Source organism: Chryseobacterium sp. WLY505 (genome assembly GCF_030846215.1).
Lineage (GTDB): Bacteria > Bacteroidota > Bacteroidia > Flavobacteriales > Weeksellaceae > Chryseobacterium.
Map to the genome: position 1 here is coordinate 54,126 of NZ_JAVCWI010000007.1, position 22,364 is coordinate 76,489.

A 22,364-nucleotide genomic window follows, 5' to 3' on the forward strand; every position below is an offset into this window, starting at 1 on the left:
AAAAGTAAGTATTTTCAGAATTAATTTAAAATTATTAAACGATCGTTTATAAATGTGTTAAAAATTTCTTAACTTTACTCAAAGTACACTTCATGAAAAAAAAATTTACAGAAAAACAGATTCACATACTGGATATTGCAGAAGAGCTTATCGCGAAGAAAGGATATGAGGGAACTTCTGTAAGGGATATTTGTTCTAAAGCAAATATCAACGTCGCCATGATCTCTTATTACTTCGGTTCTAAAGAGAAAATGATGTCTTATCTCTATCAGTACAGAGTACTGAAAACCAGAGAGAATTTTTCAGAATTTGCAGATACCATCAAGGAAGGTAAGCCTGAAATGCAATTGCGGGAAATGATAAAGTATATCGTTTCTCAGCTTTTCAAGTATAATTATTTCCATGGTTTTGTGACCCAGGAACTCCGCCATACAGAGAATCTGAAAGATGAACTGCTGGATTTCTATCAGTTATTTGTGAAAAAACTGGATGAAGTCATAAAAAAAGGTGTTGCATCAGGAGTTTTCACTTTTACACCCAAACCTGAAGACATTCTTACCATGATCATCGGGTCTACTTTATTTGTTATAAGGAATAAAAATTTCTATGAGCTCTATGTTCCGAGCAAAAATGAGGAAACCTATGCCAAAGAAGCGGAAAAAAAGGTGAGAATGAATCTTTTATTAAGTGTTTTTGCGATTTTGGGATACGCTGCAGACTAAAATTACGTTAAATATTCATAAAAAAAAATCTATTGGCAAAAAAGTTATATTTTTGCAAATTAGTAAATCGGCTGTATAATCCGAAAACTGTTGAATTTTATATATGAAAAAATATATTTTAGGTCTTTTTGCTGTAGCGGTGGTTACTTCTTGTGTAAGCCAGCAGGAAAGAGCAATGAGAAGTGCTGATAAAGAATTTATCTTAAAAGCAGCTAATGAAAATTTTGCTAAGAAAAAGTGGAAAAATGCATTGGCTCTTTACGACAGGCTTGCCAATCTTGTGGCAGGAACAGATGATTTTCCTAACGTAGGTTTCAACACAGCTTATGCCAACTATTATGACAAAAGTTATAAACTGGCAGGGCATCAGTTTAAAAATTTCGCAGTCAGTTTCCCTAAAGATCCGAGAGCAGAAGAAGCAGCTTATATGTCTGCATTATGCTACTATGAAGGGTCAATGGATTATAACCTGGATCAGTCAAGTACAGAATTGGCCATCAATGAACTTCAGGAATTCCTGAATAATTATCCCAACTCTGAAAGATCTAAAAATATCAGCCAGTTAATTGATGAATTGTCCTATAAGCTTGAATTTAAAGCTTATGAGAATGGAAGACAATACTACAAAATGGGTGAATATAAAGCAGCAACTGTAGCATTTGAAAATGTTTTGGAAGATTTTCCAAGTACAAAACTTCGTTCTAAAATTTATGACTATATCATGAAATCACGTTATGAATTAGCGATGAAATCCATATATAATCTTAAAGATGAGCGTATTGAGAGTGCACTTACCTATACAAAGGTTGTAGAGAAAGAACTTCCCAACACAGAATATTCTAAAACAGCGGTAGATCTTAGAGAAAAGCTGGAAAAAGAAAAACAGAACTTCGTAGTTGTTAAAAAACAAACGGAGGCAAGAATGGCGGCTTTAACTGCCAGACAGAAAAAAGAAGCTGAAAAACTGGCAGATAAAGATAAAACTGAGCAGCAAATCAAAGATCAGATCAGCAACGAAAAGAAAGCAATGCAGTTACAGAGGGACAGTGCAGCACTTAAGACACCTCCTCCTGCGGCGACTTTCAAAATTCAAAGATAATTCGTAAATTTGCCATCTTAAAATAAAAATAATTTTCTCAAAATGAGTGTAAAAGATACAAAAGCAGAAGTAAATACTATTACTTACGACAAAGATAAGATTGAAGATAAAGTAGGTTCAATCTATGAAGCTATTGTTATCATGGGAAAGAGAGCAGAGCAGATCAATGCGGAGATCCGTACGGAACTTCACAACAAATTGGATGAATTTGCCGTTCACAATTCTACATTAGAAGAGGTTTTCGAAAACAGAGAACAAATTGAGATCTCTAAACATTACGAAAAGCTTCCAAAACCAACTTCAATTGCTATTGAAGAATGGTTAAACGAAGATGTTTATTTCAGAAAAACAGAAGAGAGAAAGTAATCTTCTGTATTTTAATAAATCAAGGTCATAAAGGAATTCACTTCTTTTATGACCTTTGTTGTTTTAAAGCCTCATTGTGTGGGAAAAAATAAGTACTTTAGTATTTCAAAAAATTAGAACTAAATGAGTGTTTCCGGTAAAAAGATACTTATCGCTGTCTCTGGAGGAATCGCGGCTTACAAAATCCACTTTCTGATCAGAGACTTTGTGAAGAAAGGTGCCGAAGTACAGGTTATAATGACTCCTGATGCAGAAAACTTTGTAACGAAACTAAGTCTGTCTACCTTATCCAAAAAACCGGTGTATTCGGATTTTTATAGTGATAACGGAACGTGGAACAGTCATGTGGAAATGGCGCTTTGGGCGGATGTGATGATCGTTGCCCCATGTACAGCCAATACACTGTCAAAAATGGTTCACGGAATGTGTGATAACCTTGTTATTGCCACCTATATGTCTGCAAAATGTCCTGTATTCGTTGCGCCTGCCATGGATCTTGATATGTATGCACACCCTTCTACAAGAAAAAATCTGGAGCTGGCTGAAAGCTTTGGACATAGGATTATTCCTGCAGAAAACGGAGAGCTGGCCAGCGGACTGATCGGACAGGGAAGAATGGCAGAGCCGGCAACAATTTTTAATGATGTTGAACATTATTTTAATTCAAACAATCCCCGAAGCCTTGAAGGAAAAACGGTATTAATTACTGCCGGACCTACCTATGAAGCTATAGATCCGGTAAGATTCATCGGAAATCATTCATCTGGAAAAATGGGATTCTCTCTTGCAGAAGAAGCTTCAAAAAGAGGAGCCAAAGTAATTCTTATATCAGGACCGAGTTTTCAAACCATCAATGATCCGAACGTTGAACTTCATAAAGTGACTTCAGCCAAAGAAATGCTGACAAAAGTATTTGAATTTTACGACAGCATAGACATAGGAATTGCCAGTGCTGCAGTAGCAGACTATGCTCCCAAAGAAGTTGCGAAGGAAAAAATCAAAAAGAATGATGAAAACCTCACGATAGAATTGGTTAAAAATCCGGATATTCTTAAAACTATGGGAGAAAAGAAAACCCATCAGTTTTTGGTAGGATTTGCGCTGGAAACCCAGAATGAAGAAGAAAATGCGAAGGGAAAGCTGGAAAAGAAAAATCTGGATATGATTGTTCTCAATTCTCTACGCGATGAAGGAGCCGGTTTTAAAAATGATACCAATAAAATCAAGATATTTACCAAAACAGAGAAGAAGGAATTCAATCTGAAATCCAAGGATGATGTAGCAAAAGATATTCTCAATTTTGTTGAGTCTCAACTTTTAAAATAATTTTAATAAATTTCCGTTCTCAATTTTTAATAGACAATGAAAAAAATTATAAGTTTATTTTTTCTGTTTTTTCTATATACCCAAAGTTTTTCTCAGGAGCTGCTGGCAACAGTGCAGGTAAACTCCAATCAGCTGGGAGGAAGTAACCAGCAGGCCTATAAAGCGTTGGAGAAAAGTCTCAGGGATTTTATCAATAATACCAGCTGGACAGGTAAAAGACTTCAGAATTTTGAAAAAATAAAATGTGCTTTTTCTATTGTTATTGCGGAAAGAGATGTTAATAAATTCAAGGGATCTATTGTGATTCAGGCAGTACGACCTGTGTACAATACGACCTACGAATCTCCTTTAATTAATCTTCAGGATCAAAGGTTTGCTTTTGAATATATTGAAAATGAGAGTCTTATTTTTAATGAAAGACAATTCTCCGGAAAGAATCTTACCGATGTGATCAGTTTCTATATTTATGTTGTTTTGGGTCTGGATGCGGATAGTTTCCAGTCTCTGGGAGGATCACAGTGGTATGCAAAAGCGCAGCAGATTGCCCAGAATTCCCAAAACAGAAACTATGAGGGCTGGAATACCATCAATGAACCAAGAAGCCGATCTATTTTGATTAACGAGATTATGAATCCTAACTGGAGCCAGTTACGTTCTACCATTTATACTTATCATAGAGCAGGATTAGACAACCTTTTCAACCAGGATCAGACTGCCGGGAAAAAAGTTATTTTTGATGCCCTGATGCAATTAAAAATGTACGAAAATAATTTCCAGCAGGCATTTTTCTTTAACCTCTTCATGGATACTAAAAGCGATGAGATTTTTAATATTTTCAATTCCGGAAATAATGGAGGGCTGATTCTTAATGATCTTAAACAAACAATGATCATCCTCTCACCAAAGAATATAGAGAATAAATGGAATAAATGGAAAGTCTAAAAATTGGTGGATAAGCTGAGAGATGGCCGTCTGATTATTAAAGGATTATCAAAAAACATTTTCTTGCTTCAATAAGAAGCATTACTGTCCGATAAAAAGTATTCATACATTTGAAAATATCAAGGTCTGATTACATGAATTAACAGGTTGCTCCTACGGAGCTATACTTTTAAAACAAATACGTCCTATTAACAGTCAGCTCCCACAGGAGCTGGATTTGATCCCATCGGGATCTGCTGTTAGCAGGAGAAAATGAAATCCCCATAAAAAAGCTCAGAGGAGCGATGTGGTAATTATGCTTTAATTTAGTCGGACAAGAATGAAAAAAAAACTTATTTTTACAGTTCAAACTCAAATTGGATTATAACCCGGATTATCAATGCTTTCGAGAATTTACATTAAAAACTTTGCCCTGATTGATACCCTTGAAGTATCGTTGAAAAATGGTTTACAGGTTATTACCGGTGAAACGGGGGCAGGGAAATCTATTATCCTAGGCGCTCTTCGGCTTATTTTAGGCGAAAGAGCAGATGTAAAATCAATCGCCAAAGCTGAAGAGAAAAGTGTGGTGGAAACCGAGTTTTCGCTCAACAATCAGTTTAAGAAATTCTTTATTGAGAATGATCTGGACTATGAACTTCAGACTATTATCCGAAGAGAAATACTTCCCTCAGGGAAATCCCGTGCATTTATCAACGATGTGCCGGTAACATTAGATGTCCTTAGAGAGCTTTCCTCACAACTGATTGATATCCATTCCCAATTTGAAACATCTAATCTTTTTACCTCAGAATATCAGTTTAAAATTATTGACGGCCTTTCTGAGAATAAAAAAATCATTGAAGATTATCAGCAGGAGTTTTCTGAATTTCAAACGCTGAAGTTATTGTTGAAAAAATTAAAAACCCAACTTTCGGAATCTAATAAAGAAAGCGATTATAAAGAATTTTTACTCAACGAACTGGAAGAGCTGAAGCTTGACGATGTTGATTTTGAGGATGTTCAGAACCAACTTTCCATTCAGGAAAATGCAGGAATGATTTCCGAAAATGTAGGCCAGATTCTATCTAGGTTTCATCAGGAGGAAATAGGAATTCTGTCGTTCTTTAATGAAGCGACCAGTAAACTTTCGAAAATCTCCGAAGTTTCTACCAGTTTTGCTGAACTTGATTCAAGGCTGGAAACCTCTTTTGTAGAGCTTAAAGACATCATCTCTGAGCTGGAACATGAAGCGGAAAGAGTTGAAATCAATCCTGAAAATCTGATATACCTTACCGATCTTAACAATAAAATCAACGCTTTATTCCTTAAACATAATGTTTCAGATCTTGATGAACTGATTGAGATCAGAAATCAGCTGGCCGGAGATCAAAAAGGAGCTTCAGATCTCGAATTACAGATTGAGGAAACAGAAGAGAATATCTCTCAAAAAGAAAAAACACTTCTGAGCCTTGCTTCAAAACTTTCAAAGAACAGACATAAGAATGTTCCTGTTTTCATCAAAAAAGCAGAAAGTCTTCTCAAGAAACTAGGACTTGAAAAAGCAAAGGTAGATATAGAATTACAGGATGCTGATGAGTTTAACCATTTTGGAAAAGAAAATATCCAATTGTTGTTTCAGGCCAATTCAGGCTTCCCTTTAAAACCGATTCAGACTGCTATTTCCGGAGGAGAAAGATCAAGAGTAATGCTTGCTGTAAAGAAAATTATTGCAGAAAGCGATGAACTGCCAACCCTTATTCTGGACGAAATTGATACCGGAGTTTCAGGAAAAGTAGCTGAAGAAATAGGAAACCTGATGAGAGAAATGTCTGAAGACATGCAGTTGATCGTGATTTCCCACCTTGCACAGGTGGCAGCTAAAGGAAATGATAATTATAAGGTTGTAAAACAAGACATTTCCGGCAGAACACAATCTACCATTATTCCATTAAGCAGTGAGGAAAAACTGAACGAAATCGCTCAGTTACTTTCCGGAAGTAAAATTACGGAAGCAGCCTTGGCGCAGGCAAAAGAGCTTATTGGATAATTAAATAAATCCACTTTTTTCTTAAAAACTTGTAACATATTTTACATTATATTGACTAATGTAAAAAACTAACATATGTTTCTAAAGTTCCTTAGGCTTGAAATCAAAAGCTTTTTCCGTGGTACATCTTTAGGGATCAATCTGACCATGAAAATCCTCCGTTTTATAGGAATCCTTTACTTTATTGGATCCCTTTTAGGAGGAGCATTTATCGCCTTTTTCTACATTCAGGAGGAAATGCGCCAGGATCCTTTAAAGGTGGTTTCAAAATTTATGATCGTTGCCTGGATTATTGATCTTGTTATTAAATATCTCTGGCAGGAAATTCCTACACAGAATATTAAGCCGTTTCTTACCATGAATATCAGGAAGAATACATTGGTCAATTATATGCTGGCTAAGACATTTCTTTCAGCATTCAGTTGGCTGAGTTCTTTATTCTTTATTACATTTTCACTCATTGCGTTATTCAATGGATACAGCATTCCAGGAGTATTGTTATGGCTTACAGGGGCGGTTTCACTGCTTTACATGAATAATTTTATCAATATTTTCTTCAACGGGAAAGAAACCCTGGCAGTTATCATAGGAGTATGCTTTTTGGGTATAGGAGCGCTGGCGTATTATAATATTGTTCCGGTTTTATCTTATTCTGAGTCGGTTTTCTTCAGCTTTTATGAAAAACCTTACTTTGCACTGATTCCTGTTCTACTGTTTGTAATACTTTGGTGGGTATGTTTCCGCTACCTTCGCAATGAATTTTATCTTGATCAGGGGCTTGAAGCCAAGAAAACAGTCGGGAAAACAGAAAATATTGCTTTCCTGAATAGATACGGTGTTATCGGAGCATTTATCAATAATGATATCAGAATGCTGAGACGAAATAAAGTAACCAAAGGAATTTTGTTTGGAAGCTTTATGTTTCTGTTCTATGGATTGCTGATGTTTAGCTCGTCTCTCTACAAAACTCCTGCAATGATGATGATTATGGGACTTTTTGTAACAGGAGGTTTTCAGTTTCTGTTTGGGCAGCGGGTACCTGCATTTGACAGTTCCTATTTTCCATTGATGATGACCCTGAACGTTCCTTACAAAGAATATCTGAAAGCGAAATGGTGGCTGATGAATATTGTAACAGCTGCTTCTGTGATTATTGCTCTCTGTTATGCCTATTTTGGCTGGGAGATCTACATCACATTCTTTGCAGCAGGATTATACAATATAGGGGTTAACTCTCAATTTACGCTGTGGTCCGGAGCTTTCAATAAAAATCAGATTGACCTGAATTCAAAAGAGAAAAGAATGGGACAAAAAGGAAGTTTCAGTTTAGCGTCAATGCTTCTGTTGATTCCTAAAATGCTTCTTCCAATGGGAGTATTTGCCCTGACAAAATATCTATGGGGAATTACCGGTGGAGTGATAAGTATTGCAATTATAGGAATTATCGGCTTTTTTCTGAGAGAGAAAATCTTCGATATCATTGTAAAACAATATAAAAGAGAGAAATACAGCACATTGGATGCATTTAAAAAAATTAATTAAGCCATGATCAATATACATAATCTATCAAAAACATACGGTACAGCAACGGTTCTTAATATCGAACATCTTGACATTCCTAAAGGGGAAACATTTGGCCTTGTAGGAAATAACGGAGCAGGAAAAACAACCCTTTTCAGCCTGATGCTGGATTTAATTCAGGCGACAACGGGATTTGTAAGCATTGATGGTATTAAAGTCAATGAATCTGAAGCCTGGAAAAATAAAGTATCAGCATTTGTAGATGATACCTTTCTCATTGGATATCTTACTCCGGAGGAATATTTTTATTTCTTAGGCGAGTTAAGAGGTCAGAACAAATCGTCAGTTGATGAATTCCTGAAACCCTTTCATGATTTTTTCAATGGTGAAATCCTAAAATCCGGAAAGTATGTCCGTGATCTTTCAAAAGGAAATCAGAAAAAAGTGGGAATTGTGGGAGCTATCATCGGGAATCCCGAAATTATTATTCTGGATGAGCCTTTTGCCAACCTCGATCCCTCTACCCAGATCAAACTTAAAAACCTGATCAAGGAATTATCAAAACAGGATGGTGTTACTTTCCTTATTTCCAGCCACGATCTTTCCCATACCACAGAAGTCTGCAACAGAATCGTGGTGGTAAACAAAGGACTTCTGGTAAAAGATATTCAGACCAATCCGGAAACATTGAAAGATCTGGAACAATATTTTGCAGATCAGGTTTCTGTTTCGGATATTTAATACCTCAAAAAACAGAGGTATGAATACGACAGAATCACAGAATGTAACAGATTATCCAAATAGCAATACTATTTTTATGGTCTGGAAGCTTAATGACAGTCCACAGCTGAAAAATGTTTTTCAGGAATTATGCGCATTGGTGTTAAATCTTAATAATTCGGTGTTTAACCGTTTTCCGGACAGCAGAGCAAGTTGTGTCATGGGAATTGGAGCAGAGGCATGGCTTAAACTGGAGCTGCCAAAGCCTCCGCCTAAAGAATTAGTCAATTTTGAAGAAATAAAGGGAATAAAGCATACCGCTGTTGCTACTACCGGAGATCTTCATTTTCATCTGAGAGCAGATAATAAAAGCCTGATTTTTGATATGGCTGTCGAGATCTCCCGATTATTAAGTTCAGTGGCCGTAAGTATTCTGGAGGTTCATGGATTTAAATATTGGGATGCACGCTCTATTCTTGGTTTTGTAGACGGAACGGAAAATCCTCATGGAGACGACCGTGATTATTTTGGTAAAATAGGTGATGAAGACCCTCAGTATAAAGGAGGAAGTTACCTTTTTGTTCAGAAATACCTTCACAATATGGATGCCTGGAAGAGTTTGTCAACAGAAGATCAGGAGAAAGTAATTGGAAGATCAAAAGAAAGTGATATTGAAATGTCTGATGATGTGAAACCTTCAAATTCACACATTGCCTTAGCCAATATCGAAGGCGAGAATGGAGAAGAATTGAAAATCGTCAGAGATAACATGCCTTTTGGGAATCCTTCTACCAATGAGTTTGGAACTTACTTTATTGCCTATTCAAGTACATTTTCCACCACAAAAAAAATGTTGACGAATATGTTTATTGGTGATCCTCCGGGAAATTATGACAGAATTTTAGATTTCAGTACAGCAGTTACCGGAACACTTTTCTTTGTTCCTACCAGAAATATGCTTGATGAATTCTCAGGATAAAATGTAAGGCTGCCTCATTCAAGGCAGTCTTTTTTTATGCGTCCGATTAGATGAGTTTGAGAGTCATATAAATATCTTGAATCAACTTTAGATCTGACACTTTATATAAAAAACCATTCTTGTTTGATAAAATTTAAATAGAATTAACAGGTCGCTCCTCCGGAGCTTTATTTTATGGGGATTTCATTTTTTCTACTAACAGTTGATCCCGACGGGATCAAATTTAGCTCTAATGGGAGCTGACTGTTAATGGAATGTATTTTTTTTAAAATTAGAGCTCCGGAGGAGCGACCTGTTAATTCATAGCGTAAATATTAATATTTTTATATTATTAATCTGTAACGATTATTTAGGACTAGTCAAGCACAAAAAATAAATTTTTTTTAAATGTTGTAACCTTTTTTTGTTTTGATTGTCTTTAGTATAGAAACAGCATAAACATGAAACTCCTCTTCGGAAATAAAAAAAATGATTTGTTAAGCCTCCTGAAGAAACAGGATCCCGCTGCACAGAAGATTTTCTATGAACAGAATGTCAGGAAATTTCTGAGTGTAAGTAAAAGCTATGTGAGCGATTTGTATCAGGCCGAAGATTGTCTCATTAAAGCATTTTGTAAAATTTTTAAGCACATAGAAAGCTTCAGAGGAGAGTCGAACCTGGAAAGCTGGGCAAGAAGAATTGTTGTAAATGAATGCCTGAATTTTATCAAGAGTCATAAAACTGTTTTCTATCTGGACGAAATTAATCCATCTTTTCATGAAGATATCCATGAGGCAGAGATTGATTGTGATTTTAATGCACAAGAGCTTTTGGATCAGCTTCCTGATGCCTATAGAATGGTTTTTAACCTGTATGTGCTGGAAGAATATTCTCATCAGGAAATTGCGGATACTTTGCAGATTTCAGTGGCTGTCAGCAAAACACAGCTGTTCAGAGCAAAAGAAAAATTAAGAAAGATCTACTTTCAACGACAAAAAAAAGTGAAAAATGAAAACGTCTAAAGATACTATTGAATTTCAGATCAAAAAGCAGATTGAGGAAAGAGAAATTGTTCCATCACGGGATCTGTGGTCCGAAATTGAGCTTAAGAATAACAATGATCACCGTTCCAAATCAAAGAGGAACTGGTTTTTAGTAGCAGCATGTTTGATGTTGACATTCAGCTTGGGAAGTGTTCTGTACTTTCTTAACCAGTCTTCGGAGGCTCAACCGAAAATGGTAAAACAAACAGAAAAAAAAGCTGCGGAAAAAGAAATTGTAAAAGGTCCGGTACAGAATACAATTCCGCTGGCCGTTGAAAATATTGATAAAAAGGAAGTAAGGCAAACTCTTTCTCAGGATAAAACAGAAGTTATTTCTCCAATGGCTGCACATCAGAATACATTAATTCCTAAAGAAACTCTTCCCCTGAAAAAACCGGAATTTCCTCAGATTTCTAATCCTAAACTCATGGCAAAAGCCGATTCTATAAAAACTCCGGTTAAAAAGAAAAAATATGTAGACCCATCCACACTTCTTTTCTCAGTAGAGCATAAAGATGTTATCGAAAAAACAAAGGATGGAAGTAATGTGGCTACTACTATTGATTTGAATGCCAGATAATTTATCCGTAAAAATTTAAAAATTAATAATATGATCAAGAAATTAATCGTAATGGGATTGCTGTGCTCTTTTTCAGCATCATTCTATGCACAAAAGACATTCAATATTAACCTGTCTTCTAAAAAAGATACAGAGGTAAGCCCTATTGTAAAAGAAAAAGTAGAAGAATATGCTGCAAAGATCAATACCATCATTCAGGAAGAAAAAAAGCTGATGGAAGATGAATTGGTCGTTTTACAGGCCAGAAACCTTGATAAAGCAGATTTCGACAGAGAAAAAGCTCAGATTGCAGACCGTTATTCGGAGAAAATGGATAAAAGAATTGAGGAACTTGGATTTGATCTGGATGATGTTATTCAAAAGCAGGTAAGATATTCTCTTTTGAATACCGATGTGACCTCAAAAGAAGAGCTTAAAGAAAAACTATTGAAAAAATTCCGTCCCAGCAGAAGTTTTACAGGATATTTCTCTTATGGAATCATGACACTTACAAACAGTGAACCCGATAATGTCCTGGATAAAAACATTGGATACGCCAATAATCTGGAGTTTGGCCTGAAACTGAACTATCAGCTTAGCAGAACAAGTCCGTGGGCAATTACTTCAGGACTAGGATTCTCCTGGAGAACGGTACGGGCAGATAATAATATGCTGTTTACAAGAAGTGCAGATCAGGGAGTCGCTTTGGCACAATACAACGGAAACCTTGATAAAAGCAAACTGAGAACCGGATATATCATGGTTCCCCTTGGGATGCAGTATAATTTCTCCAAACTTAAAAATGCCGGAATGGATATCCAGTACAGAAGTTATTATACAGGCTTTAAAATTGGAGCCAATGTGTATGGAGGGGTAAAAATGTCTACCAACAATATTGTAAAAGGAAATGACGGTGAAACCAGAGACCGCGGAAACTATCAGGTGAATCCTTTTGTATATGGAGCACAGATTACATTTTCGTACAACAGTTTCAGCGTGTTTGTTAAAAAAGATTTCAGCAATTTCTTTAAAGACAGTTATTTCAAAAATGATAAAGCACTGATATTTGGCTTGGCCATTGGATTAGATTAAATACATTTTGACAGTAAAATGAAAAACTCCGGGAACTATTCCCGGAGTTTTTGCGTTGTATCAGTTATAGAATCATTATTTTAAACTTCCTACCATATCTTCAGGTTTTACCCATTCGTCAAACTGTTCAGCAGTCAACAAGCCAAGATTAATAGCTTCTTCTTTTAATGTTGTCCCGTTTTTATGGGCTGTTTTTGCAATCTTAGCCGCATTTTCATATCCGATATGAGTATTTAAAGCCGTTACAAGCATTAAAGATTTATCTACCAGTTCTTTAATTCTCTCATGATTTGGTTCAATACCTACCGCACAATGATCGTTGAAGGAAATACATGCATCAGCAATCAGTTGGGCAGACTGTAAGAAATTATAAGCCATCACCGGTTTGAAGACATTCAGTTCATAATTCCCCTGAGTTCCTGCAAATGAAATAGTCGTATCGTTTCCTAAAACCTGTGCACAAACCATGGTCATCGCTTCATTCTGAGTAGGATTTACTTTCCCCGGCATAATAGAAGATCCCGGCTCATTTTCAGGAATATGAATTTCTCCGATTCCGGAACGTGGACCAGACGCTAGTAATCTTACGTCCTGAGCAATTTTATATAAAGAAACTGCCAGTTGCTTTAATGCTCCGTGAGATTCTACAATCGCATCATGTGCAGCAAGGGCTTCAAATTTATTTTCTGCAGTAACGAAAGGATGATTTGTAAATTGAGCAATATATTCTGCTACTTTTACATCATAACCTTTCGGAGTATTCAAACCTGTACCTACAGCAGTTCCTCCCAAAGCCAGTTCAGAAAGGTGAGGTAATGTATTTTTCAAAGCTCTCAATCCGAATTCTAACTGAGCCACATATCCTGAAAATTCCTGTCCGAGAGTAAGCGGAGTAGCATCCATTAAATGGGTTCTACCAATTTTTACCACATCTTTGAAAGCTTTTGACTTTTCAGCCAATGTATTTTTTAGTTTTTCTACAGCGGGAATGGTTACTTCTACTACTTTCGTATAGGCAGCAATGTGCATTGCAGTAGGATAGGTGTCATTGGAAGATTGAGATTTATTTACATCATCATTCGGGTGAATTTCAGATTTTTCGCCTAATGTCCCTCCGTTATTCACATGAGCTCTGTTGGAAACTACTTCATTCACATTCATGTTCGACTGCGTTCCGGAACCTGTCTGCCAGATCACCAACGGAAACTGGTCATTCAATTTTCCTTCCAGAATTTCATCACATACCTTGGCAATCATATCTCTTTTTTCTGCAGAAAGGACTCCCAGATCAGTGTTAGTGTAAGCCGCAGCCTTTTTCAGATAAGCAAAAGCTTCGATAATTTCATGTGGCATTGAACCTTCAGGTCCTATTTTAAAATTGTTTCTGGAACGTTCCGTCTGTGCACCCCAAAGCTTATCTGCAGGTACCTGTACTTCTCCCATGGTGTCTTTTTCAATTCTGTAATTCATAGTAGTTGTAATTTGTATGATCTTTTTACTGCAAGCCATAAAAATTGTAAACATTATTTATGTTTAATGAAAAAAATAATGTTTTGGCTTTGTTTATTTTGCTTCTATAAAGGTACTTATAAACTCAGAAACCTCCAATTTATAATCATTATAAATATCAATTTAAATGACTGATTTTACTCATATTTTTTTAAAGGAGGCGTATTTTTGTAGAAACAAAAATTGAATGGATTTTAGATATCAGGATCCGTATCCTATTCAGAAAGATGATACGGTGTACAAGAAGCTTACATCAGACTATGTAAAGGTTGAAAAACTGGGTGACAGAGAAATTTTAACAATAGATCCTAAAGGATTGGAACTGTTAGCTGAAGAAGCGATGGCAGATGTGTCTTTCATGCTTCGTTCTTCACACTTAGAAAGCCTTAGAAGAATTATTGATGATCCTGAAGCTACAGATAATGACAGATTTGTTGCATATAACCTTTTACAGAATGCTGCCGTAGCAGTTGAGGGAGCTCTTCCTTCATGCCAGGATACGGGAACAGCTATCGTAATGGGGAAGAAAGGGGAAAATGTGTACACGGGAGTAGAAGATGGAGAATACCTGAGCAAAGGAATTTACAATACCTATCAGAAAAGAAACCTAAGATATTCTCAGGTAGTTCCTTTAACGATGTTTGATGAGAAGAATTCCGGGTCTAACCTTCCAGCACAGATTGATATCTATGCTAAAAAAGGAGATTATTATGAATTCTTATTCTTAACAAAAGGAGGTGGTTCTGCCAACAAAACATTCTTATATCAAAAGACGAAATCTTTATTGAACGAAAAATCTCTTGAAGAATTCATTAAAGAAAAGATTTCAGACCTTGGAACAGCTGCCTGCCCACCTTACCACTTAGCATTGGTAATCGGAGGAACTTCAGCAGAAGCGAATCTTGCCGCAGTAAAAAAAGCATCTGCAAAATATTACGATAATCTTCCGACAGAAGGAAATGAGGCCGGACAGGCTTTCAGAGACCTTGAATGGGAAGCTAAAGTTCAGAAAATCTGTCAGGAAAGTGCCATTGGAGCTCAGTTTGGAGGGAAATACCTTACACACGACGTAAGAGTGATCAGACTTCCGAGACATGCTGCATCTTGCCCGGTAGGAATGGGTGTATCTTGTTCTGCAGACAGAAATATCAAAGGAAAAATTACAAAAGAAGGAATCTTCCTGGAGCAATTAGAGCAGGATCCGAAAAGATTCTTACCTGATACTCCTCCACATCTGGAAGAAGCTGTTGAGGTTAACCTGAACAAGCCAATGCCGGAAATTCTTGCCGAGCTTTCCAAATATCCGATCAAAACAAGATTAAAACTGAACGGAACATTAATCGTAGCAAGAGATATTGCTCACGCAAAAATCAAAGAAATTATCGACAGCGGGAAACCAATGCCTGAATATTTCAAAAATCACCCAATCTATTACGCTGGACCTGCAAAAACTCCGGAAGGAATGGCTTCAGGAAGTTTCGGACCTACTACTGCCGGAAGAATGGATGTTTACGTAGACGAGTTCCAGAGCCATGGTGGAAGTATGATTATGCTGGCAAAAGGAAACAGAAGTAAAGATGTTACCAATGCTTGTCATAAATACGGAGGTTTCTATCTTGGGTCTATCGGAGGACCGGCTGCTATTCTTGCGAAAGACAATATTGTGTCTGTAGATGTAGTAGACTTCCCGGAATTAGGAATGGAAGCGGTAAGAAAAATTGAAGTAAAAGACTTCCCTGCATTCATCATTTCCGATGATAAAGGCAATGATTTCTTCGCAAATCTGGCTCACTAATTAGTTTAAAATTAAAATAAATAAGAAAATAGAACGCTGATCTTTTGTGTAAAAAGGAAAAAAGTTCTATTTTTGCCTAAAATCTTTAAGAGAATGATAACGATATTATCAGCATTTTGGCCGTTCTACCAGTTCCTTTGGACTATATTCTTCATTACTATGTTCTTAGTAGGATTCTGGTGTATTTTTATGTTCTTCGGATTAGTAATCCCAATGTGGCTAACTGAAGGTTTGAAAGAGTATTTCGGAAAAGTAAAGCCTTTCGATCCTGAAGATATCAGAAGAAAGCTTATTTCTGAGCAGGAAGGTGTAGAAGTTATCTATAGCGAGCCTAAAGGAAACGGACCTTTCCTTCACGATCACGGACATCATCATTAATTGATTGTCATTGCTTTTTCACCTGAATTCTGAAAAAGTAATATCAAAGCAAAACAACATATATAAACCGCTTAAGCAATTAAGCGGTTTTTCTATTTATTATTCCTCAGACTTTCAGGAGATACCCCAAATTTCTTTTTAAAAGCCCGTGTAAAGTTCTGGAGGTACTCATACCCGCATTCAATAGCAATCTCTTTGATCATAATTTCTTTATTAGTGATCAGTTTCCTGGCTTTCAGCATTCTGAGTTCTGAAATATAATGAGCAATCGTTGTATGGTACTGAGTTTTAAATTCCTTTCTGATGATATTCTGGTTCAGCCCAAAATATTTTCCTATTTCTTCCGCTTTTATATTCCTGTGATAATTTTCATCAATGAATTTCCTGATCATTTCGGGAGTCTTTGGAGTATCCTCGAGAATGTTTTTCTCATTAAATTGCTCAAAGATCAGGATAAGAAGCTTGATGATCTTTGCTTCTATAAATAACTTCTGCATGATTCCTTTCTTATTATAATCCAGAATCTCTTTTACAATCATATGCATTTCAACTGTCATATCCGGCGGAGTTTCTTTATGAAGGAATATAAAATTATTATGAATCATATTTTCCAGAATCTCAGCATTCTCACGATTAAGTTCCGGATTGATAAGGTTAAAAATATATTGATAATTGATCTGAATCTGCAGATACCTCAGAATTTCCTGATTTTCTGTCCATAGTTCCGCAACACTTTCTTTAGGAGAATAATGAAGTATATATTGATTTTTCTTGAATAAAAACTGGGTGCCACAATCATGACCTTCTAAATTAATGCCCTCACTCAACAGAAAAATCAGATTAAAACTTGACTTCCCCTCCAGTATATGAGACTTGAAGGATTGATCAGGACACAGGTCTTCCTGCATGATGATTTTGATGTCTTCGGATATGAACAAATGTCCACTTTTTGATTGACTCCTCATACAACACATTTTTACAGCCATGGTACAACTTCTTAAGGTAAAAGTCCTTCGCAGGATAACCAAAAGTTCGGAAATGATAACTCGGGGTTGATGATGTGAAGTACTTTTGCGCAAAATTAAATTAAATTTAGAATAATTAAAAATAATATTTCATATGTTTAAAGATTTACATTTTGCAATACGGAAAATCAGAACAGGATTAGCATTGCTAACCGTTGCTGGAAGCTATATGTATGCCCAGCAATGGGAAAATGTAGGAGGCGTTCAGGATGTATCTGCAGGAGGAAGCAGTTTTAATAATGTTGTTATTGATAACTCGGGAAACTATTATCTATCCTATTATGATGTTTCAGTAGCTAAAGGCTCCGTTCAGAAATTTAACGGGAACTCATGGTCTTACTTAGGGGGAACACCCGGAGTTACTACAGGAACTGCCACTTACAACTCATTGTCTATAAGTCCAAACGGAAACAGTATTTATTATACCAATCAGCTTGGTTATCCGGGCTCCGGGATGGAAGTACGTTTATTTACAGGCTCTTTATGGTCCCAGCTTCCGAATGCTACGGACAGCCCGGTAAATTATCAGGCTTCTGCAGTATCCTCCGATAATATTATATTTACTTATGGATCTTACGGTTCCGGAACTGTAAAAAAATATTCCGGAGGTGTGTGGGAACAGGTAGGAAATGCTGGTTTTTCCGGAGGTGCGGAATTTGCTGAAATGGTCATAGGAACCAATAATATGGTGTATACCTGCAATGTTTCCGGAGGGATAAAAGTATATCAGAACAGTACAGATGCCAGTTCAGCACAAAACTGGAGTTTGGTAGGAGGAGCGGCAGCTGATGCTTCTTCGTCAGGGGAACAGTACAATGCTGATATTGCTTTAGACGGCGCGAATACAATCTATGTAGCATATGTATCCAACTCTTCAGGAGGAAAAAAAGTGAACGTCAGGAAATTTGACGGCAACTCCTGGGTACAGGTTGGAAATGCCAACTTCTCAGAGGGAAGAGTACAGCATGTTGCGTTAGCCGTAACAGAATCCGGAAAACCTTACGTGGTGGCCAGCCGTTTTGAAAATGATGACTTTCTGAGAAATACAGTTTATAAACTAGATGACACTCAGAATTGGGTTCCATTTGGAGGAGATTTTGTTTCAGATGGGGAAGCAAAATACAATGATTTAGCGATAGATAAGGCACAGAATTATTTGGTGCTGGCTTATTCCGACAATACAACAAAGGTGAAAAGAATTTCTCTGAACCTTAATCCACAAACATGCAGCAACACAGACCCTGGAGCAAATGTAGGTGATGTTGGCTGCGTAAGTTTTATGTATCGTGGACAACAGGTTGCTTATACTACCGTAAGAGGAGCAGACGGAAAAATCTGGCTTCAGCAGAACCTGGGAAGTACACAGGTGGCTTCGTCAGTAGCGGATGCGAATTCTTATGGAGATCTTTTCCAATGGGGAAGATGGGATGACGGACATCAGCTTAGAAATTCTCAGATTGTACCAGCGCCATCTCCTAATAATCCGGAAGGAGCAAGTACCACTGTGGGAGCTTATGTTGCAGGATCTCCGGCATGGTGGGCAAATTTTGCAAGTGGAGATACATGGAATGGGACATCCCTTGCAGATGTAAATGCCTCTGTAGGGATAGATCCTTGTAAAGCAATAGGAGCAGACTGGAAAATGCCTTCTCAGGCAGAGTGGACAACTTTAATAGGAGCTGAAAGTATTTCTAACCCGACCACTGCTTATAACAGCCATCTTAAATTACCTGCGGGAGGCTACAGAAGCTCCAGTGACGGGAACTTTACTTTTGTAGGGCAAAGAGGGTATTTCTGGAGCTCAGATACATCAAGTTTAGGAGGGAAATATCTGTATATCGGATCTACGATTGCCAATCCGTCTGCTGGTGCTATGAGAGGGCAGGGATCATCAGTAAGATGCATCAAGCCTACCTCTTCTTTGGGTACTTCAGATACCAAACTGAATCAATCTGTCATTGGAATGTATCCTAATCCTACAAAAGGAATTCTTATAGTTAAAGCTGATTCAGGGATTGAAAAAGTAAACGTTGTGAACGCTGTAGGACAAAGAATGAATGTACAGTTCTCGGATAATCAGATCAACATGGCTGAACTTCCTTCAGGATTGTATATAGTAGAATTGAAATTAAAGAATGGACAATCCATTTCTAAAAAGATTATAAAAAATTAAGCGAAATTCAATACAAAGATTTTTGCCCAAAAGAATTAGTTCATTACAATTACTTTTATTGGAAGGCTCATGAAATTTCATGAGTCTTTTTTTATTTGATTTTTTCCAAAAAAATGAAATATTTCCCGAAAACTGATTCAAAATGATGGTTACGAATAAAAAATAACACTATATTCGATAAAAAATAAGATATGAGAAAATTTTATTCCGTTGTTTTTCTGCTGATTACAATAGGTGTTTTTGGACAGATCAATTATACTATTTCTCCTAATTCATTCAATGAAACAGATGTCATTACGCTTACGGTTCCTGGGGATCAGATTGATGAATCTGCCTGGGGAGTTTCCAATAATGCCATTTATATGTGGACCTGGTCGTTTGACACCAATTATCAGAACAGCCAGGATTGTCCTACCAATGGCAGCTGGAATAATTCCAATGATCTGAATAAGCTGAATTATAATCCCACAACAGACAGCTATTCAATAACATTTACCCCAACTTCATTTTTCGGAAGAACAGGAATCGGAAGATTTGGATTTTTATTAAAAGATAAAACAGGATCGCATCAGACTTCACCCGATATTTTTGTAAACGTAGGTACTTTAAGCTTGACGCTTACAAATCCATTGGCGAACAGCCTCACTTCAGTTCCTACGGGAAATTCCATTACTATTACGGCGACGGCAAGTGCCAATGCTACATTTCAGCTAAAAGCCAACGGAACTGTTGTCAATTCAACAACAACGCCTTCACAGTCTTATTCTTACAGTTATACAGTTACTCAGGATGCCAGCATGGAACTTGTGGCCACACAGGGAACCAATTCTAAAACGGCAACATTTATCTTACAGGTTCCTCGAAATGTTGTTTCTGAAGCAATACCGAACTGGATTAGACAGGGAATCAATTACCACCCGACAGATCCTACCAAAGTAGGGCTGGCTTTATATGCCCCGGGGAAAAGCTTTGTCCATGTCATCGGAAGTTTCAATAACTGGGCAGTGAATGATACTTATTTAATGAAAAAAGATACCACAAATCCTGACCTCTACTGGATAGAGCTCAATGGAATTACTCCTCAGCAGCTCTATACCTTCCAATACAGAACCAATGATTTGAGGAAAGTAGCAGACCCTTATTCACCACAAATATTATCTTCTTACGATGACCCGTGGATTTCAGCTTCTACCTACCCGAACTTACCAGCATTCCCTGCCGGACAGGGTTTTGAAGTTTCAACATTTAAAACCGGACAGACCGCTTATAACTGGCAGGTTACCAATTTTCAAAGACCTGCAAAACAAGATCTGGTAGTCTATGAATTATTATTGAGGGACTTCACGCAGGAAAAGAACTGGCAGTCATTAATTGATAAAATTTCGTATTTAAAGAACTTAAAGATCAATGCCATAGAATTACTTCCGATCATGGAATTTGACGGAAATCTTTCCTGGGGCTATAATACTTCTTTCCATTACGCCTTAGATAAAGCGTATGGAACTCCGGAAAAATTCAAAGAATTTGTTGATCTATGCCATCAGAACGGAATTGCAGTCATTCTGGATGTAGCATTTAATCATGCTACAGGACGTTCTCCTTTGGTAAGACTTTGGAATGTAGATCCGGATGGTGATGGCTATGGCGATGTTGCACCGAATAATCCTTACTTTAATCAGGTCCCGAAACATTCATATAATGTATTCAATGATTTTAACCATACAAGCCTTTCAACGCAATATTACGTTGAAAGATGCCTTCAGCAATGGCTTACAGAATATCACATAGATGGCTTCCGTTGGGATTTAACCAAAGGATTTACGCAAAGCTGTTCTGAAAACGATGAGGCCTGTACCAATGCCTACCAGCAGGACAGAGTGGATATCATGAAAAATTATGCTGATAAACAATGGGCTATTGATCCCAATTCTTACATGATCTTCGAACATTTGGGAACCGATGCAGAAGAACAGCAATGGGCGAACTACAGAATCACAGAAGGAAAAGGCGTTATGCTTTGGAATAAACAGACCGATCCTTACAACCAGAATACGATGGGCTATCAGGAAAACAGCAATTATGACCGCATGAATCACAGCCTTCACGGCTTCACCAATATGAGTGCCGTAGGCTATGGAGAAAGCCATGATGAAGAGAGACTGATGTTTAAAAACCTTGCCTATGGCGCAGTTAACGGAAGTTATAATGTAAAAGATCTGAATACCGCTCTTGAAAGAATGAAAACTTTCGGGGCAACTTTCTTTACCATTCCAGGTCCGAAGATGATCTGGCAGTTTGGTGAATTAGGATATGAATTCAGCATCAACAGATGTGCAAACGGTACCATAGACAGCGGATGCAGAACCGATGAAAAACCTGTTGCATTTACTTTAGGGTATGATACCAATGTGAACAGAAAGGCAGTATATGATACATGGGCTAAAATCATCAATATCAGAAATACCTACCCGGTTTTTAAATCTAAAACCTACAGTATAGAATCCAATAACCTTACGAACGATCCTACCGGACTGATCACAAGAATTTATGTATATGATGCGGCTATTACAACAGGAATAAAGAATGTGGTAGTGTTGGCCAATTATACGACTTCCGCGCAGAATGTTGTTCCTTATTTTCCTTACACAGGCCAATGGCAGAATCTGATGGACAACAGTATTTCGAATATAGCTTCCACCACAGCGCCGATCACTTTACAACCTGGAGAATTCAGAATCTTTGGAAATTATGCAGGTGCTTTGTCAACAGTAGATGTCAATGCCGCCAACAAATTATCTCTTCAGATTGCAGATAATCCAATCCGAAACGGAATCGCTAAACTCGTTTTCAGTAAAGCAAAAAATGGTGAGATTTCAATTTTTGATATGACCGGTAAAAGAATGGATTCTTTCAAACTGGATAAAGAAAACGGTACCTATGAAGCGAAAGTCAGTTATCCGGCAGGAACCTATCTGGTGCAGCTGAAATCGGATACAGGAATTGCTATTCAAAAGATGATGGTTCAATAAAAACAAATTATGAAGTTGTTGATTTGTAATATTTTGAACCATTAAGGGCTATTTAAGAAGTAAAGTACCGTTAAGATG

General features: G+C 37.1%; 18 protein-coding genes. 16 read left to right on the forward strand and 2 right to left on the reverse strand.

Annotated elements, in window-relative coordinates:
• Positions 1-92 precede the first annotated feature (92 nt).
• From RAH34_RS15035 to RAH34_RS15090, 12 genes are all read left to right on the forward strand, one after another.
• Positions 93-722 (forward strand): TetR/AcrR family transcriptional regulator, encoded by a 630-nt coding sequence (locus RAH34_RS15035; RefSeq protein ID WP_034692722.1) that lies wholly within the window; start codon positions 93-95, stop codon positions 720-722.
• Positions 723-825: 103 nt separating this feature from the next.
• Positions 826-1,821, forward strand: a complete 996-nt coding sequence (locus tag RAH34_RS15040; protein WP_114822074.1) for an outer membrane protein assembly factor BamD — start codon at positions 826-828, stop codon at positions 1,819-1,821.
• A gap of 42 nt (positions 1,822-1,863) precedes the next feature.
• Positions 1,864-2,187: a DNA-directed RNA polymerase subunit omega gene (locus RAH34_RS15045; RefSeq protein ID WP_034681463.1), complete on the forward strand. Its 324-nt coding sequence runs from the start codon at positions 1,864-1,866 to the stop codon at positions 2,185-2,187.
• A gap of 123 nt (positions 2,188-2,310) precedes the next feature.
• Positions 2,311-3,513, forward strand: coding sequence for a bifunctional phosphopantothenoylcysteine decarboxylase/phosphopantothenate--cysteine ligase CoaBC (coaBC, locus tag RAH34_RS15050; RefSeq protein WP_306596656.1), 1,203 nt, complete (start codon positions 2,311-2,313; stop codon positions 3,511-3,513).
• A gap of 36 nt (positions 3,514-3,549) precedes the next feature.
• Positions 3,550-4,455 (forward strand): DUF4835 family protein, encoded by a 906-nt coding sequence (locus RAH34_RS15055; RefSeq protein WP_114822076.1) that lies wholly within the window; start codon positions 3,550-3,552, stop codon positions 4,453-4,455.
• Between the two features lie 379 nt (positions 4,456-4,834).
• Entirely contained in the window at positions 4,835-6,484 is a 1,650-nt protein-coding gene (locus RAH34_RS15060) for a DNA repair protein RecN (RefSeq protein ID WP_306596657.1), read from the forward strand.
• Between the two features lie 75 nt (positions 6,485-6,559).
• The gene (locus RAH34_RS15065) at positions 6,560-8,026 is read left to right on the forward strand and encodes a DUF5687 family protein (RefSeq protein WP_306596658.1); all 1,467 of its coding nucleotides are present in this window, start codon (positions 6,560-6,562) and stop codon (positions 8,024-8,026) included.
• Between the two features lie 3 nt (positions 8,027-8,029).
• Positions 8,030-8,746 (forward strand): ABC transporter ATP-binding protein, encoded by a 717-nt coding sequence (locus tag RAH34_RS15070; protein WP_114822079.1) that lies wholly within the window; start codon positions 8,030-8,032, stop codon positions 8,744-8,746.
• A 19-nt stretch (positions 8,747-8,765) separates the two neighbouring features.
• The gene (locus RAH34_RS15075; RefSeq protein ID WP_306596659.1) at positions 8,766-9,704 is read left to right on the forward strand and encodes a Dyp-type peroxidase; all 939 of its coding nucleotides are present in this window, start codon (positions 8,766-8,768) and stop codon (positions 9,702-9,704) included.
• A gap of 440 nt (positions 9,705-10,144) precedes the next feature.
• Positions 10,145-10,705: an RNA polymerase sigma factor gene (locus tag RAH34_RS15080; RefSeq protein WP_306596660.1), complete on the forward strand. Its 561-nt coding sequence runs from the start codon at positions 10,145-10,147 to the stop codon at positions 10,703-10,705.
• Positions 10,692-11,306 carry a hypothetical protein gene (locus tag RAH34_RS15085; RefSeq protein ID WP_114822082.1) on the forward strand — a complete coding sequence of 205 codons (615 nt, stop codon included), beginning with the start codon at positions 10,692-10,694 and terminating at the stop codon, positions 11,304-11,306. The genes RAH34_RS15080 and RAH34_RS15085 overlap by 14 nt, the downstream gene beginning before the upstream one ends.
• A 30-nt stretch (positions 11,307-11,336) precedes the next feature.
• Complete coding sequence (locus RAH34_RS15090) at positions 11,337-12,377, forward strand: porin family protein (RefSeq protein WP_306596661.1); 1,041 nt, start codon at positions 11,337-11,339, stop codon at positions 12,375-12,377.
• Between the two features lie 75 nt (positions 12,378-12,452).
• Here RAH34_RS15090 and fumC read toward each other — a convergent pair whose 3' ends face one another.
• Complete coding sequence (gene fumC, locus RAH34_RS15095) at positions 12,453-13,847, reverse strand: class II fumarate hydratase (protein ID WP_306596662.1); 1,395 nt, start codon at positions 13,845-13,847, stop codon at positions 12,453-12,455.
• A 226-nt stretch (positions 13,848-14,073) separates the two neighbouring features.
• On the opposite strand from fumC, the gene RAH34_RS15100 reads away from it, so the two are divergent.
• Together RAH34_RS15100 and RAH34_RS15105 are read left to right on the forward strand one after the other, a co-directional pair.
• Entirely contained in the window at positions 14,074-15,681 is a 1,608-nt protein-coding gene (locus RAH34_RS15100; RefSeq protein WP_114822084.1) for a fumarate hydratase, read from the forward strand.
• A gap of 93 nt (positions 15,682-15,774) precedes the next feature.
• Entirely contained in the window at positions 15,775-16,059 is a 285-nt protein-coding gene (locus RAH34_RS15105; RefSeq protein WP_170872059.1) for a hypothetical protein, read from the forward strand.
• 92 nt (positions 16,060-16,151) lie between these two features.
• On the opposite strand, the gene RAH34_RS15110 is transcribed toward RAH34_RS15105, so the two are convergent.
• A complete protein-coding gene (locus tag RAH34_RS15110; RefSeq protein ID WP_306596663.1) occupies positions 16,152-17,024 on the reverse strand; it encodes a helix-turn-helix transcriptional regulator in 873 nt (290 codons plus the stop codon).
• A gap of 154 nt (positions 17,025-17,178) precedes the next feature.
• Between RAH34_RS15110 and RAH34_RS15115 the strand changes: the two genes are divergently transcribed.
• Together RAH34_RS15115 and RAH34_RS15120 are read left to right on the forward strand one after the other, a co-directional pair.
• Positions 17,179-19,257: a T9SS type A sorting domain-containing protein gene (locus tag RAH34_RS15115; RefSeq protein WP_306596664.1), complete on the forward strand. Its 2,079-nt coding sequence runs from the start codon at positions 17,179-17,181 to the stop codon at positions 19,255-19,257.
• Positions 19,258-19,448: 191 nt separating this feature from the next.
• Positions 19,449-22,286: an alpha-amylase family glycosyl hydrolase gene (locus RAH34_RS15120; RefSeq protein ID WP_306596665.1), complete on the forward strand. Its 2,838-nt coding sequence runs from the start codon at positions 19,449-19,451 to the stop codon at positions 22,284-22,286.
• The last annotated feature ends 78 nt before the right edge of the window (positions 22,287-22,364 follow it).

What these genes read in the sequence shown, in the direction of transcription:
- RAH34_RS15035 (WP_034692722.1), top strand. Translation starts at nt 93, where the DNA reads ATGAAAAAAAAATTTACAGAAAAACAGATTCACATACTGGATATTGCA.
- RAH34_RS15040 (WP_114822074.1), top strand. Translation starts at nt 826, where the DNA reads ATGAAAAAATATATTTTAGGTCTTTTTGCTGTAGCGGTGGTTACTTCT.
- RAH34_RS15045 (WP_034681463.1), top strand. Translation starts at nt 1,864, where the DNA reads ATGAGTGTAAAAGATACAAAAGCAGAAGTAAATACTATTACTTACGAC.
- coaBC (WP_306596656.1), top strand. Translation starts at nt 2,311, where the DNA reads ATGAGTGTTTCCGGTAAAAAGATACTTATCGCTGTCTCTGGAGGAATC.
- RAH34_RS15055 (WP_114822076.1), top strand. Translation starts at nt 3,550, where the DNA reads ATGAAAAAAATTATAAGTTTATTTTTTCTGTTTTTTCTATATACCCAA.
- RAH34_RS15060 (WP_306596657.1), top strand. Translation starts at nt 4,835, where the DNA reads ATGCTTTCGAGAATTTACATTAAAAACTTTGCCCTGATTGATACCCTT.
- RAH34_RS15065 (WP_306596658.1), top strand. Translation starts at nt 6,560, where the DNA reads ATGTTTCTAAAGTTCCTTAGGCTTGAAATCAAAAGCTTTTTCCGTGGT.
- RAH34_RS15070 (WP_114822079.1), top strand. Translation starts at nt 8,030, where the DNA reads ATGATCAATATACATAATCTATCAAAAACATACGGTACAGCAACGGTT.
- RAH34_RS15075 (WP_306596659.1), top strand. Translation starts at nt 8,766, where the DNA reads ATGAATACGACAGAATCACAGAATGTAACAGATTATCCAAATAGCAAT.
- RAH34_RS15080 (WP_306596660.1), top strand. Translation starts at nt 10,145, where the DNA reads ATGAAACTCCTCTTCGGAAATAAAAAAAATGATTTGTTAAGCCTCCTG.
- RAH34_RS15085 (WP_114822082.1), top strand. Translation starts at nt 10,692, where the DNA reads ATGAAAACGTCTAAAGATACTATTGAATTTCAGATCAAAAAGCAGATT.
- RAH34_RS15090 (WP_306596661.1), top strand. Translation starts at nt 11,337, where the DNA reads ATGATCAAGAAATTAATCGTAATGGGATTGCTGTGCTCTTTTTCAGCA.
- fumC (WP_306596662.1), bottom strand. Translation starts at nt 13,847, where the DNA reads ATGAATTACAGAATTGAAAAAGACACCATGGGAGAAGTACAGGTACCT.
- RAH34_RS15100 (WP_114822084.1), top strand. Translation starts at nt 14,074, where the DNA reads ATGGATTTTAGATATCAGGATCCGTATCCTATTCAGAAAGATGATACG.
- RAH34_RS15105 (WP_170872059.1), top strand. Translation starts at nt 15,775, where the DNA reads ATGATAACGATATTATCAGCATTTTGGCCGTTCTACCAGTTCCTTTGG.
- RAH34_RS15110 (WP_306596663.1), bottom strand. Translation starts at nt 17,024, where the DNA reads ATGAGGAGTCAATCAAAAAGTGGACATTTGTTCATATCCGAAGACATC.
- RAH34_RS15115 (WP_306596664.1), top strand. Translation starts at nt 17,179, where the DNA reads ATGTTTAAAGATTTACATTTTGCAATACGGAAAATCAGAACAGGATTA.
- RAH34_RS15120 (WP_306596665.1), top strand. Translation starts at nt 19,449, where the DNA reads ATGAGAAAATTTTATTCCGTTGTTTTTCTGCTGATTACAATAGGTGTT.